A 13,727-nucleotide genomic window follows, 5' to 3' on the forward strand; every position below is an offset into this window, starting at 1 on the left:
CTTTTTTGCATCTAGAGCTTAATTTTTTATTTGTGGCTATATCACTGTACGTTTAGTTCGGCTGAAAAATAATGCTAAAACAATAACGCCACCACCTAGCATTAATCGCATGATATCAGCTTCTTTATTCCAAATAAGTAGATTAACAATGATGCCCGCAGGTATTAATAAGTTATTCATTACGGCCAAAGTACCAACGTCGACTAACGTTGCACCTTTGTTCCAGATAAAATAACCAATGCCAGAAGCCACAATACCAAGGTAAATTAATACACTCCATTGAACGGACGTGGTTGGCAGTTTATTGCTATCGCCGAACAGTAAATAACATAAACTAGCGACAATGGATGCCCCAATAAAAAACCAACCAAATACTTGATGTTGTTTGAAGTGTGATGCTTGCTCTTTATTTTCGGTTGCGCTCTGACTATCCAAGTTGGTAATCAAACGTTTATAAGTCACCTGTCCGGTGGCAAAACATAAGTTAGCCGCTTGAACGAGCAGTAAACCAATAACAAAATCCGAACTGATATTTTCAAACCGGATTGCAAACGCACCAGCTACAGCTAACAGCGCAGAAATAAAGAACTTAGAATTAAAACGATGGTCGAGTAAGTCGTTTAACAGGGTAATGTATATAGGCGTTAATATGGTGAATAGCAGCACTTCTGGAACCGTTAAATAGATAAATGAATGGTAATAAAACACATACATCAATCCTAGTTGAACAGCACCAATAGCCATTAACTTAAGCTTTAAAGCGGTTTCAATACCTTTAAATTTAGTGAAAGGTAGAAATACCAACGTCGCCAATATGATACGTAATAATACCGAAAACCAAGGGTCGACTTGACCTGCTAAATACACACCAATTAAGCTAAATGAAAACGCCCATAATAAAGTAATCGCTAATAAATAAGCCATATTAGAACTCTATTTCAAATCCAGCTTGGTAACTCACGTCGGTTGCTTCTACGTTTAAAACCGGTTTACTGTCATGTTCAACTTGTAGGCCAAATTTCATTGAAATATTGTCCGTTAATTTAGAACTGATTGATAACTTGTTATAAGCGCGCCAATCATTCAGACTTTCTATATTAGGCTGATAATAGATGGTATTAGACAAGGTAACTAACTCGTTTAATTTTTTGCTAACAACCCAATAGACATTCATTCTATTTTGGATAAATGAAAGTGTTTCGTTATTAACTAAATACTCTTCATGTTCGTTAAATATGCCCACACCAAAAGAAGATGTACTGTTTACTTCTTTTCGGTAAGCCAGACCAATTAACTTTCGTGATTCCAGAGATTTAAAATCATCTACATTGGTTTGAGCAAACACTTCCACGGCTTCGTTGTCAGAAATGTAGTAGTTGTAACGTATATGAATAAATGAATTATCCGCATTTTTTTGGCCATTACTTTTTGAATACTCTCTGGTGGCCATGATGTAACCAAAGTGTTGTTCAAAACGTTCGGAGTGATAAATACCCAATTCGACATTTTCAGTTTCTGAGTTGCCTTTTTTACCAGAAAGGTCAATGGACAAGTTGGTAAAGTTGGGTTTGTTTTGTGAACGTTGTCTGATGGATTCCGTTTCATCTATCGCGTGAACGGTAAATGTAATGGTAAGTAAAAGTAAGACAAAAAATGTAGATAATCTGATCATATGAATAACGTTTTTCCTATTACTGCAAACAATGAAACATCATTGTTAAATTTGAAATGATACCTATCGCCCAAACCGTACTGCGTAATTTATCCCAGTTAACCCAGTAACAGATTAAATAGGCAATACGACAAGCGATAAACAGCACAGATAATATCACGGTAAAGCGATTAATGTGATTAGTCGCGATGACTAATAACACAGATGCTGAGAATAATATAAGTGCTTCAAAGGAATTTTCGTGAGCGGCCAGGCAGCGAGCACCAAAGCCTGTGAGTTTCTTTTGTTGTTCTCTTGGCAGTTCATTATCATAACCTGATAACTTGCCTTCCCCTTGTTTTCTCATGGCTTGAGCCAGAGGTGCTTTGGCAACATAAGGTAATACTGCTGCAATGATTAAGCAGTAAATTAGCCAGTTAAGTTCATTCATTTTGTTGATACCTTGTATGTGAAGTGGCGATTTGAGAGAGGATAAACTAAGTGATAATTATTAACTTGTATATAAATAAGCAGATAAATGATGGGGATCAAAATAAATTGCTACTATAACGATCTTTGATATTGAGTATATTGTTCACGTCAGTTACTTGGACCGGTCTAAACTTGACCTGTTTGGTTATTCGCTTTATAACATTACTCGATTTATAACATTAGCTCCTAACAATAAGAAAATACGTTATGTCTGTTAAACACCCTATTATTGCAGTAACTGGTTCTTCAGGTGCCGGAACAACCACAACAACTAATGCCATTACTCATATATTTCGTAATTTGAATGTGGATTCTGCAATCTTAGAAGGGGATAGTTTTCACCGTTATGCTCGAGCAGAAATGGATATGGAAATTCGTAAAGCCCAAGAACAAGGAAAACATATTTCTTATTTTGGCTCTGAAGCAAATGACTTTGGCGCATTAGAGTCGCTATTTAAAAGTTACTCAGAAACAGGCTCTGGTAATGTTCGTAAATACTTACACTCATTTGATGAAGCCGTACCTTTTAATCAAATGCCCGGCACATTTACACCTTGGCAAGAACTTAGAGCTAATACCGACTGCTTATTCTATGAAGGTTTACATGGCGGTGCGGTTACGGATGAACATAACGTTGCGCAATATGTTGATTTATTGATTGGCATGGTTCCCATTGTAAACTTGGAATGGATTCAGAAGATCATTCGCGATACTAATCAACGTGGGCACAGCAGAGAAGCGGTGATGAGCAGTATCGTACGCAGCATGGATGATTATATAACGCATATAACGCCTCAGTTTTCCCGTACCCACATAAACTTTCAGCGAGTACCAACGGTAGATACTTCTAACCCTTTTAGTGCAAAAGATATCCCTTCATTAGATGAAAGTTTTGTAGTTATTCGTTTTCGTGACATTCCTAATGTGGATTTCCCATATTTATTACAAATGATTGATGGTTCTTTTATGTCCCGTATAAATACCTTTGTTGTCCCAGGCGGCAAGATGGGATTGGCGTTAGAGCTTATCCTTACCCCTTTAATTGAAAACTTAATTGTGAAACGTAGAAAATTAATAGGGCAGTTAGATTGGATAGATAATAAAGAATAGCAGGTTGTTTTTAACGGTTTTACGCTTTTATTTGGGCTTAAAATAGTCCAGTGTTGAACTATGGATCATACTGGTGCGCACCACGCTTCACTTTGGTGCAAAATAAAGAGTAAATATACTAATTAAAATGTTAACCTTATGTTTTTATTAATGATTTAAAGTTGGCATGTATTTGGCTATTTATTACGTAATATAAAACAAACCATTTTATAATGGTAAAAAACTACATATCAACTTCTGGAGAAAACAATGTCTCAAACGGTTTTAGACCTAATCAAAGAAAGCGAAGTTAAATTTATCGACTTACGTTTCACTGATACTAAAGGTAAAGAGCAGCACGTTACTATTCCATCACATCAAGTAGACGAAGATTTCTTCGAAGATGGAAAAATGTTTGATGGTTCATCAATCGCTGGTTGGAAAGGAATTAACGAATCTGACATGGTTTTAATGCCTGATGCAGATTCTGTTGTATTAGACCCGTTCTCAGAAGAAACAACTTTAAATGTACGTTGTGACGTATTAGAACCTGGCACAATGCAAGGTTATGAGCGTGACCCACGTTCTGTTGCAAAACGTGCTGAAGCATATATGCGTGCTGAAGGTTTTGCTGATGAAGTATTAATTGGTCCAGAGCCAGAGTTCTTCTTGTTTGATGATGTTAAATACAAATCAGACATGAGTGGTTCTATGTACTCTGTAGATTCTGTTGAAGCTGCATGGAACTCTGATAAAGATTATGAAGGTGGAAACATGGGTCACCGTCCTGGTGTTAAAGGCGGTTACTTCCCAGTTTCTCCAGTAGATTCATCTAACGATTGGCGTTCAGCTACTTGTTTAGTAATGGAAGAAATGGGCTTAGTTGTTGAAGCACATCACCATGAAGTTGCTACTGCAGGTCAAAACGAAATCGCATGTCGTTTTAACACGCTTGTATTAAAAGCTGACGAAACTCAAATTTATAAATATGTTGTTCACAACATGGCTCACTTATACGGTAAAACAGCTACGTTTATGCCTAAGCCATTAGTTGGTGATAACGGTTCTGGTATGCACGTGCATCAGTCTCTAGTTAAAAACGGTGAAAACCTATTTGCTGGTGACAAGTATGGCGGTCTTTCTGAAACTGCACTTTATTACATTGGTGGTATCATCAAGCACGCTAAAGCAATTAACGCGTTTGCAAATGCTTCTACTAACTCGTACAAACGTTTAGTACCAGGATTTGAAGCACCAGTAATGCTTGCTTACTCTGCACGTAACCGTTCAGCGTCTATCCGTATTCCAGTAGTACCGTCGCCTAAAGCACGTCGTATTGAAGTACGTTTCCCTGACCCAAGTGGTAATCCTTACCTAGCATACACTGCTATGTTAATGGCTGGCCTAGACGGTATCAAAAACAAGATCCACCCTGGTGATGCGATGGATAAAGATTTGTACGACCTTCCTGCGGAAGAAGCGGCACAAATTCCACAAGTTGCATCTTCATTAGAAGAAGCTTTAGCTGCATTAAGCGAAGACCGTGAATTCTTAAAAGCTGGTGGTGTATTTAACGATGATACTATCGATGCATACATTGCTCTTAAAGCGCAAGATGTAGAGAAATTAAACATGACAACTCACCCTGTTGAGTTCGAAATGTACTACAGCGTATAATTTGTAAAGTCTTTGAAAAACCTGCAAAAATTGCAGGTTTTTTTTGCCTTAGTTTCAATGTTTGGGCAAGTAAATTGCAATAATACAGATAATGAATAAACACGAAAAATAGACGTGTATTTGCCCCAATTTAGAGCGTAATACTTTTGTTGTTTTGGCCAATAGGGTTTAAACTAAATGTAGGTGCACTATTTTGGTGCTTAAAGCGATACGGATAACCGATGACAAAAACACCGCAAGTTTCAAAAAGCTTTCAGATATTAGAGCAATTGAGTTTGGCTGTAATTGTGATCGATCAAGATGGACGGATCCGTTTCTGCAACCAACAAGCGTCTATGATGTTTGGTCAAAGTAAAAAGAAATTAACCACAAGTAAGTTGTGGGAGTTGTTGATCAGGCATACTTTTCCACAGCGTCTATTAAGCGAGTTATGGGAATGTAATCGCAGCTTTTTTGATAATGATGTCGAGTTTATATTCGCAGATGGTCGGCATATCACAACGGAAGTAACCGCAGACTCTATGTCGTTAGATGGTGAAATATCGTGTCTATTACAGATTAGACAAAATGATAATTTACGTAAAATAAATCAAGAGAATGCTCAAAAGCACCATATTAGTGCATCCCGTCATTTGATCCGTGGATTAGCTCATGAAATTAAAAATCCGCTTGGCGGGATACGCGGGGCTGCACAGTTATTGAGCAGAAGCCTAGATTCAAATGAATTAAAAGAATACACCCAACTTATTATGGAGCAATCCGACCGGTTGAGAGATTTAGTTGATAGGTTGTTGGGCCCAAACACGTTACCAAAACGTTCTGCCACAAATATCCATGTTGTTTTGGAACGGATATTTAATTTGGTGATGTTAGATAAGCCTGAAAACGTATCATTTGAACGAGATTACGATCCAAGTTTACCAATGACAGTGTTGGATCCGAATCAGATAGAACAGGCTGTGTTGAATATAGTCCGTAATGGCATGCAAGCGTTAGCGGAACATTTTGATAAGTCGGTAGGCAATGAAAGAGCACGATTAATTATGCAAACCCGTTTTGCGGGCAACATAGTGTTGCATGATAAACGATTTAGGCAGGTGATTAAGATATCCATTATCGATAACGGTGGTGGCATTTCAGAAGACTTAATTGATACGATTTTTTATCCATTGGTTTCAACCAAATCCGATGGCAATGGTTTGGGTCTTTCAATTACCCAAACGCTGATAGACCAACATCGCGGAAAAATAGAAGTAGACAGTGTACCTGGTAAAACAGCATTTAATATTTATTTACCCGTTATCCAAGATAATGAAGGAAGTGACTTATGAATCGAGTGTGGATAGTCGATGACGACAATTCAATTCGTTGGGTTTTAGAAAAAGCATTATCGCAAGCAGGGTTTGAAGTAGAGTCATTTGCATCAGCCAATATGATGTTGCAACGATTAGATTATGACGAACCGGATACTATTATTTCAGACATTAGAATGCCTGAGATGGATGGTATGGAACTGTTAGATAAACTTCAGGTTAGTCATCCCAACTTACCTATTATCATAATGACAGCGCATTCAGACTTAGATAGTGCCGTTAACGCTTACCAACAAGGCGCGTTTGAGTATTTACCTAAACCTTTTGATATTGATGAAGCTATTGCGCTTGCAAAACGTGCCGTTGAGCATTCAAAAAACGCAGCTCAAAAAAGAAAACCTCTGTTGCAGGGCCAGTCTCTGAGATCATAGGTGAAGCGCCTGCTATGCAAGAGGTGTTCAGAGCGATAGGGCGTTTATCACGTTCTAGTGTCAGTGTTTTAATTAATGGTCAATCGGGTACCGGTAAAGAATTAGTTGCCCATGCGTTACATAAACACAGCCCACGTAAAGATAATACGTTTGTTGCACTTAACATGGCTGCAATACCAAAAGAGTTGATTGAGTCTGAATTGTTTGGTCATGAGAAAGGGGCATTTACTGGTGCCGCTTCAACCCGAAAAGGTCGTTTTGAACAAGCCAATAACGGTACGTTATTTTTAGATGAAATTGGTGATATGCCACTGGATATACAAACGCGTTTGTTAAGAGTGTTAGCAGATGGTCAGTTTTATCGTGTAGGCGGGCATGAACCGGTTTCGGTTGATGTTCGTATTGTGGCTGCAACCCACCAAAATCTAGAGAATTTAGTTGAACAAGGGCAGTTTAGGGAAGATCTATTTCATCGTTTAAATGTGATTAGAATTCATATCCCTGCACTTAAAGACCGTAAAGAAGATATCCCACAATTGTGTGAACACTTTTTAATTCAAGCGGCAAAAGAATTAAGTGTGGAGTCGAAACAGTTATCTAAACCTGCGGCTGAGTTTTTATCTCATTACGCTTGGCCTGGCAATGTAAGACAATTAGAGAATACCTGTCGCTGGTTAACCGTAATGGCCAGTGGTAAAGATATTATTATTGATGACTTACCGCCTGAAATTTTAGATAAACCTATGTATCAGCAGTCTAGTCAAATGCAAGAAACGTCAGGTAATTGGGTGAGTTCGTTTGAAATGTGGTTGGACGAAGAGTTATCCGAAGGGAAGTCTGATGTTATTAAAGAAGCGCAAGCTAACTTTGAGCGAGCATTAATCGAAATATCGTTACGTCACACCAAAGGACATAAACAAGAAGCGGCTAAACGCATAGGTTGGGGGCGCAATACCATTACGCGTAAGATGCAAGAGTTGGACATGAACTAATACTTACCAAGTCTTGTAAACAAAACAGAAAGGCCAATTAAAGATTAATTGGCCTTTCTGTTTTTTAACGTGTTTTATCCTGAAGCAAACTAGGGACAATAAATTTCAGAAGAAACACTTCCGCTAACCGTTAAGGTTATAACTGCCATGCGTAACTCATTTTCATAAATACGGTACGGCTGTCTTTTTCAATTCGACTTAAATTATCATCTTGAAACCCGCCATCAGCGTAACCTAAATAGAATAGCGTTTGTGGGTTGATCTTGTATGCATATAACAACTGAGTATTGACATATTTGTTATTATGTTCGACCTCTTCGTCTTCATCTAAATTGGTATACAAGTCTACATCACGGTCAATGTCGGTATATTGAATAACTAAACGTAGATAGCTTTTTAAGTTGAATTGGTAATTGACTCTAATGTCATATTGATTGGCCGTAAACAAAGTACCATTAGGCACATCTAAAGACTGATGGGCAAAGTTAATTTCGCTGGATAAATGTTTGCCAAGTTTAACGTCGGCAAATGCCTCTAAGATTAATATGTCACCCAGTTGGCTATTAGCAAAATCAATGGCATCACCAAATCGGTAAAAGCCACCAATCGTTGTATTGGACGTTGGGTTAAATCGTGCAAATTGCATGAAATGCGTTTCTTTGTAATATTCGCCATCCCAATATTTATTGCGATGTACCACACCAAAATTGGAATAAAATTGCTTGGGGCCTTGCAAGTTACCGTGAATTTCAAATTCTTCTTCTAACATGATGCCGTCTTGTGAATAGGTTTTATCCCAATCACCAAAAACACCATAACGAGTCCAAGGGCTACCTTCTTTTCCATACCAAGTATATTCACCAAAAATAACCGCTTGTTCGTAATCAACTCTGCTGGTGAAACCGAGATCAGATCTAAAATCTTTACCGTAATTTGAATAACCGGCACCGTAATTAAAATTACGCGTATTGTGGTTATATCGAACGTTGATAGCGCCGTCTGTTTGTGCCCGTTTAACATCAAAGTCTTGTTGAACTGCTTCTGGGTTTTTACTGTCGGAATGCGCTATTTGGTATGAAAGGCTGTCTTTTTTATTAAACTGATAACGACCATCGATAGATGCAACGGTATTGCGGTACTGATCGCCAGAACGATTAGTCAGTAATACACCAACGTTATTTCGGTCGCCAACATCCATTCGATAACGAGCAATGACCACTTCAGATTTCATATCTAATTCAGCAATATCCGATCCTGAATGTTCCGGCATTAGAAAGGCCGTTGAGGCGTCGTTGGTGGTTAATAAACCATAAGTATTATCGCCACTTTTACCGGTTAATTTCATACCATATTCTGGTGAAGCTATATTGCGGGTATGTACTAAGTTCATTCGTTGAGTATCAAAATAATCTTTACCGTCTAAGAAAAACGGGCGTTTTTCGTTAAAAAATAATGAATAAGTATTGTTTACATCTAGTTGTGCGGCGTCGGCTTCTACCTGAGAAAAGTCTGGGTTTATAGTGGCATTTAAGTATAAATCTTGATTAATACCCCAGCGTAAATCAACTCCAGCATCGGTTTTTTGTTTGCCATTTTGCCAAGGCCCAGGAACCTCGTCTTTTGAATCTGAACGAGAAGAAGTTAGGGTTGGGGTTAATTGGAAGTTGTTACCTTGTTTGATATTTTTAAGACCGCTAATTTTGGTTATTTGGCATAAGTGGCAATCAATAGCTCGGTCTGATTTATTGCTTGCTAATACCATTCTGCTATCACGAGGGTAAATCCTTAATGCATCAATGCCCCATGTCATTTCTCCAGAATCACTTGGAAAACGTAATGCGTTAAACGGGATCTCCATTTCTACGATATAACCTGTGTCGGTAATGACCCCAGCGCTGTTCCATATCGCATCCCAATTGCTATCTTCATTGCCACCTTGGGTATCGTCTTTTATCAAGTCACCCTGTACACCGTAAGCGTTGACAAAAAATTCATAAGCGCGTCGCTCGTCATTGAAGGTATCGATTACAATGCCAACAAAGTCATCTTGGAACATAGTGTCACGGTCTCTAAAATAAGCTCTAATTTTTGAAGGGTCTGGATCGTGAGAGATAAAGGCGACAAATAAACTTTTGCCGTTTTCGTATAACATGATCTCCGTTTGCACTGGAGCGGGGCTATTGTCACCAGGATTGATATTGTAATCTAAGCTAAATTTGGTGGCGTTGCGCCAAACCGCTTCTGAAAGCTTTCCGTCAATTTTGGCTTTGGCTTGATCATGATGGAAGGTGTATTTGGCTTTTTCTAAAGCGAATGCGCCAAATGATAAAAGTGAAAGTGTTATTATTATTAAAGTATTTTTTATCATAATTCATTATCTTTGATTTTGTTTCGGACTATAGTCGCAACAAAGTTTCAAAAAGTTTGAACTTGAATGTAAATAAATATGTTATTAACTTAATTTTTAACAGAACCCGTTAATTTTAAAGGGGCAGGTGAAAACGCTAAAAATGTAAATTTTTGTGTTAACCGCGTATACGTGTTTTAGCAATACGTAAAGTTAAGCCTATTTGTTGCCATTTATTCATGGCGATTAGATTACCGAACACTATAAGTGCCAAACCTAAAAAGCTTTGCCACGTCCATAAATAATCTTCATACATAGATGACAATATTAGCGCGATAGCAGGGTAAACAAGCACCGCATATCCCGCTTTGTCGGCACCAATATTTCCAACTAAACTGAGATAGGCCCAGAAGGCGATTACCGAACCAAATACGGCTAAATAAATTAAGGATGTTATGTATTCAAAAGTAAATTCAAAACTAAATTGTAAATCGGTTGATAGTATCATTAACGCTAAAAAGACAGTGGCGTAGCTCATACTAAGGGCGTTTGCGTGTGTTACGGATATACCTGACTTTTGGGTGTAAGCAGAAGTAATATTACCGAGTGAAGCTAACACGCTGCCGCCTAACACTAAGCCTAATCCCCAATAAACCAACTCGTTCATTTCGCTTTTGGATAACTCAGGTAAGAATAAAAGTATGATGCCTAGCACTCCGATGACCGCGCCGCCTAATACTTCTTTAGCTACCGGTTTACCTAATAACAACCAGCCAAATAAAATATTTAGGTAGATGATGGATGTACTGACAACGGCAGCCAATGCGCTGGTAATGTAGTGTTCACCTTGATAAACCGCCCAATAATTTAAACCAAATAAACAGATGCCTTGAACGGCTAATAATAAATGATATTTACGCGGCAGCGGGGTAAACAGATTTTTCCATTTCGCATAAATCAATAAAATCGATGATGCGATGGCAAAACGATAAAACACTGAAACCAATGGGTGCACTTGACCTAACTGGAATGTGATCACTAACCAAGTTGAGCCCCAAATTAGGACGGCGATCATGAATAAGATAATGTTTTGCAATGTATTAATCGTCATTAATTATGTGAGTAGATAGTTTAATCGATTAATTGAGTTTTCCCTATCAATAATGAAACCGTATTAATCATCTTGATTTGGGACATAAGTTTGAGGTGTTATGCAATTAACAAAAGATCGAAAAAAGTAGAAACAAATAAAATAAATCCGATGATAAAACTAAACGAGTTATTTACTTTGGCATGCCATACATAGCGCTTTAAATACTGGTAAGGTAATACAACGTCGTTTTGTCGGGCTAATTGATAAATTAAATCACCGTCATACCAAATGGTAACTTTCTCACCTTTGTTAATTCTATTTGCTGTATTTTTGCAAGTCGATGCTTTCATATCGATAACATAGAAAGTGAACCCATAAGAAACCACTTTTAAATCATATTCTGTGTAGTTTTTGCCGTCTTGTTTGAAGGTATATTGTTTACATTCTATATTATCTACTGTGGTTTCATACGCGGGTAAATTAGCCAGTTTAGTATGGAAAAACGCAGGTAAGATTTGAGTTAAAAGTGCAACGGAAACAAGGGCGTAAAATAGGCCAAAAGCAATACGGAAGTAGCGATTTTTAAAGTTATAAACAACTAAAGAATCCCATAACACTGAAGAATCATCGTCATCCATTTCGCTGTTTTCGATTGTGGAAGTTTCACCATTTTTGATGCGTATCTCGATTTCATTTAATAGACGTTGATAGCGCTCTGGGTATTTCTGTTTATCAATAACGCCTTTCACTTCCAATAATTCTTGGTAGCTGTATTTGGTGTAATTTACTTCCATGTTATTAATGTTTATCCGATCTAAAAATACTTATAAAATGATGTGAGGAATAAATCGACTCATATCTTGGGTGATAGGGCCTGAGTCTTCGCGCATTGAAATACCAGCAGCTTGATCATCAACTAACCAACTGCCAATAAGCGTATGGTTTTGTCCAAACTGCGGCAACATATGGGCAGCTTGATAAATATAACCTTCTTCGCCATACGGACCGTCAGAGCTGCTACTTTGTTGTGAATTATCTTCGGCTACGAAAGTACCATTTTTATTGGTTAAAAATGAAATGTTAGCACCTTCACGAGAGAATATTGGTTTCTTGACCAGACGATCAATTCCCTGAGCTTGGTCTAATTCATCTTCAAAAAAGGCCGGCAATAAATTGGGATGATCTGGGAATAGTTTCCATAACATGGGTAACAAAGCTTTGTTAGATAAAATACTTTTCCATGGTGGTTCAATCCATCTGATGTTATTAGTGCCCAGAAACTCACCAAACTCTTCTTGCATCATAAATTCCCAAGGATATAACTTAAACATCCATGAGATCACCTGATTGTCTAAGTCGGTGAAATTACCGTCAGCATCGCGTCCAATATCTTCTATATAAACAAACTTGGTGGTTATACCCGCAGCGTTTGCACAATCTTCAAGGTACTGAACTGTGCCTCTGTCTTCATCTGTGCCTTTACAACAAGCAAAGTGTAACTGTCTATCCGGGGTTAGAAACTGTATGTCGGCGAAGCGGTTGACTAGCTTTTCTTGTAGGCTATTGAACTGATCAGAACGTTTATTTAATGTGTTGTTATCCACATTGTCTTGTAACCATAACCATTGCCAAAAGCCGGTTTCATATACGCTCGTGGGGGTATCGGCGTTGTTTTCATATAGTTTGGCAGGGCCATCGCCAGAATAGGCAAAGTCTAAGCGAGAATACAAACTAGGGTCGCCATTTAACCAAGATTGACGAATGAAATCCCAGTGTGACTCTGGTATGCAAAATTTCGTCATTAAGGCATCGTCGTTAATGACTTTATCAACCACGGCTAAACACATTTGATGTATTTCTTCGGTAGGAGCCTCTAAGTCTTGTTCAATTTGTTTTAAGCTAAATTGATAATATGCGCTTTCATCCCAGTATTGGTCACCATACATGGTATGAAACTTAAAGCCGAATTCTTCGGCTTTAGTTTGCCAACCATCACGTTCATTAATGGGTAAGCGCAACATATATTATCCGCCCCAGCCTTTAGATTTACTTCCGCCACCCCAATTCGATTTGGCAGATGCTACTGAACCAAATCCACCACGAGATACAGTTCTGCTCACCATAGGTTTTTGCTTAGTGGCAGACTTACTGACGTTATATGACTTTTTACCGTACTTACCTAATGATGTGCCATCGGCCATCATCATCGTATTGTGATAAGGAGAATAAGGTCGATAGTAACGATATACTGGATTGTAATAACCACCGTAAGAGCGGCGGTCTCGATTAAACAGTAATTCGTTGATCATAAAGCCGGCCATCAACGGCATAAAAATACTTTGATTTTGACTTTGTACACACTGGCCTGCGCCAAACTCAGATTCACAAGCATTGATAGTTTGGTATTTAGGACCTGTTTTTTCTGCTTCTGCAAGTGCGTTTTTATACGCTATCTCGCATTGCTCTAAATCTAATGAAGTTGAACTTACACAGTCATCAACTGAGCTGACGATTTTCACTTCTTGATCATTGCCACAGGCTGACAATAATGCGGCTGTAACACCTAATGCAATAGGGCGTAAAAGAAACTTGGGTTTAATCTTACGCATTAAATCCAAATTAATAAATTGAGTACGTTTCAC

11 protein-coding genes and 1 pseudogene are annotated in these 13,727 nt (G+C 38.2%); 4 read left to right on the top strand and 8 right to left on the bottom strand.

Translation table 11 applies throughout. The features are described 5' to 3' along the window. Positions 1–36: 36 nt before the first annotated feature. Genes RT723_RS12645 through RT723_RS12655 form a run of 3 tightly spaced genes read right to left on the bottom strand, consistent with a single transcriptional unit; the run spans position 37 to position 2,102 of the window. Positions 37–924: a DMT family transporter gene (locus tag RT723_RS12645; protein ID WP_315947434.1), complete on the bottom strand. Its 888-nt coding sequence runs from the start codon at positions 922–924 to the stop codon at positions 37–39. 1 nt (position 925) lies between these two features. Then, positions 926–1,672, bottom strand: a complete 747-nt coding sequence (locus tag RT723_RS12650; protein ID WP_315947435.1) for a DUF481 domain-containing protein — start codon at positions 1,670–1,672, stop codon at positions 926–928. A gap of 19 nt (positions 1,673–1,691) precedes the next feature. Continuing rightward, positions 1,692–2,102, bottom strand: coding sequence for an MAPEG family protein (locus tag RT723_RS12655; protein WP_315947437.1), 411 nt, complete (start codon positions 2,100–2,102; stop codon positions 1,692–1,694). Positions 2,103–2,350: 248 nt separating this feature from the next. Between RT723_RS12655 and RT723_RS12660 the strand changes: the two genes are divergently transcribed. The 4 genes and pseudogenes from RT723_RS12660 to glnG all read left to right on the top strand — a co-directional run bounded on the left by RT723_RS12660 (position 2,351) and on the right by glnG (position 7,645). Further along, positions 2,351–3,253: a phosphoribulokinase gene (locus RT723_RS12660; protein WP_216056334.1), complete on the top strand. Its 903-nt coding sequence runs from the start codon at positions 2,351–2,353 to the stop codon at positions 3,251–3,253. Positions 3,254–3,502: 249 nt separating this feature from the next. Beyond that, positions 3,503–4,909, top strand: coding sequence for a glutamate--ammonia ligase (glnA, locus tag RT723_RS12665; RefSeq protein ID WP_315947438.1), 1,407 nt, complete (start codon positions 3,503–3,505; stop codon positions 4,907–4,909). 221 nt (positions 4,910–5,130) lie between these two features. After that, positions 5,131–6,240 carry a nitrogen regulation protein NR(II) gene (gene glnL, locus RT723_RS12670; protein ID WP_216056332.1) on the top strand — a complete coding sequence of 370 codons (1,110 nt, stop codon included), beginning with the start codon at positions 5,131–5,133 and terminating at the stop codon, positions 6,238–6,240. Beyond that, positions 6,237–7,645: pseudogene (gene glnG, locus RT723_RS12675) on the top strand (nitrogen regulation protein NR(I)). Before glnL ends, glnG begins: the two are co-directional and overlap by 4 nt. Before the next feature lie 136 nt (positions 7,646–7,781). On the opposite strand, the gene RT723_RS12680 reads toward glnG, so the two are convergent. The 5 genes from RT723_RS12680 to RT723_RS12700 all read right to left on the bottom strand — a co-directional run bounded on the left by RT723_RS12680 (position 7,782) and on the right by RT723_RS12700 (position 13,727). Next, the gene (locus tag RT723_RS12680) at positions 7,782–10,013 is read right to left on the bottom strand and encodes a carbohydrate binding family 9 domain-containing protein (protein ID WP_315947439.1); all 2,232 of its coding nucleotides are present in this window, start codon (positions 10,011–10,013) and stop codon (positions 7,782–7,784) included. A gap of 157 nt (positions 10,014–10,170) precedes the next feature. Next, positions 10,171–11,103 carry a DMT family transporter gene (locus tag RT723_RS12685; RefSeq protein WP_216056329.1) on the bottom strand — a complete coding sequence of 311 codons (933 nt, stop codon included), beginning with the start codon at positions 11,101–11,103 and terminating at the stop codon, positions 10,171–10,173. 98 nt (positions 11,104–11,201) lie between these two features. After that, positions 11,202–11,879, bottom strand: coding sequence for a hypothetical protein (locus RT723_RS12690; RefSeq protein ID WP_315947441.1), 678 nt, complete (start codon positions 11,877–11,879; stop codon positions 11,202–11,204). A 30-nt stretch (positions 11,880–11,909) separates the two neighbouring features. Beyond that, on the bottom strand, positions 11,910–13,106 hold the full coding sequence (locus RT723_RS12695; RefSeq protein ID WP_315947442.1) for a glutathionylspermidine synthase family protein: 1,197 nt from the start codon (positions 13,104–13,106) through the stop codon (positions 11,910–11,912). Between the two features lie 3 nt (positions 13,107–13,109). Then, on the bottom strand, positions 13,110–13,727 hold the full coding sequence (locus RT723_RS12700) for a DUF1190 domain-containing protein (RefSeq protein ID WP_216056326.1): 618 nt from the start codon (positions 13,725–13,727) through the stop codon (positions 13,110–13,112).

Source organism: Psychrosphaera aquimarina, assembly GCF_032461525.1.
In the GTDB taxonomy this organism is placed as follows: domain Bacteria; phylum Pseudomonadota; class Gammaproteobacteria; order Enterobacterales; family Alteromonadaceae; genus Psychrosphaera; species Psychrosphaera aquimarina.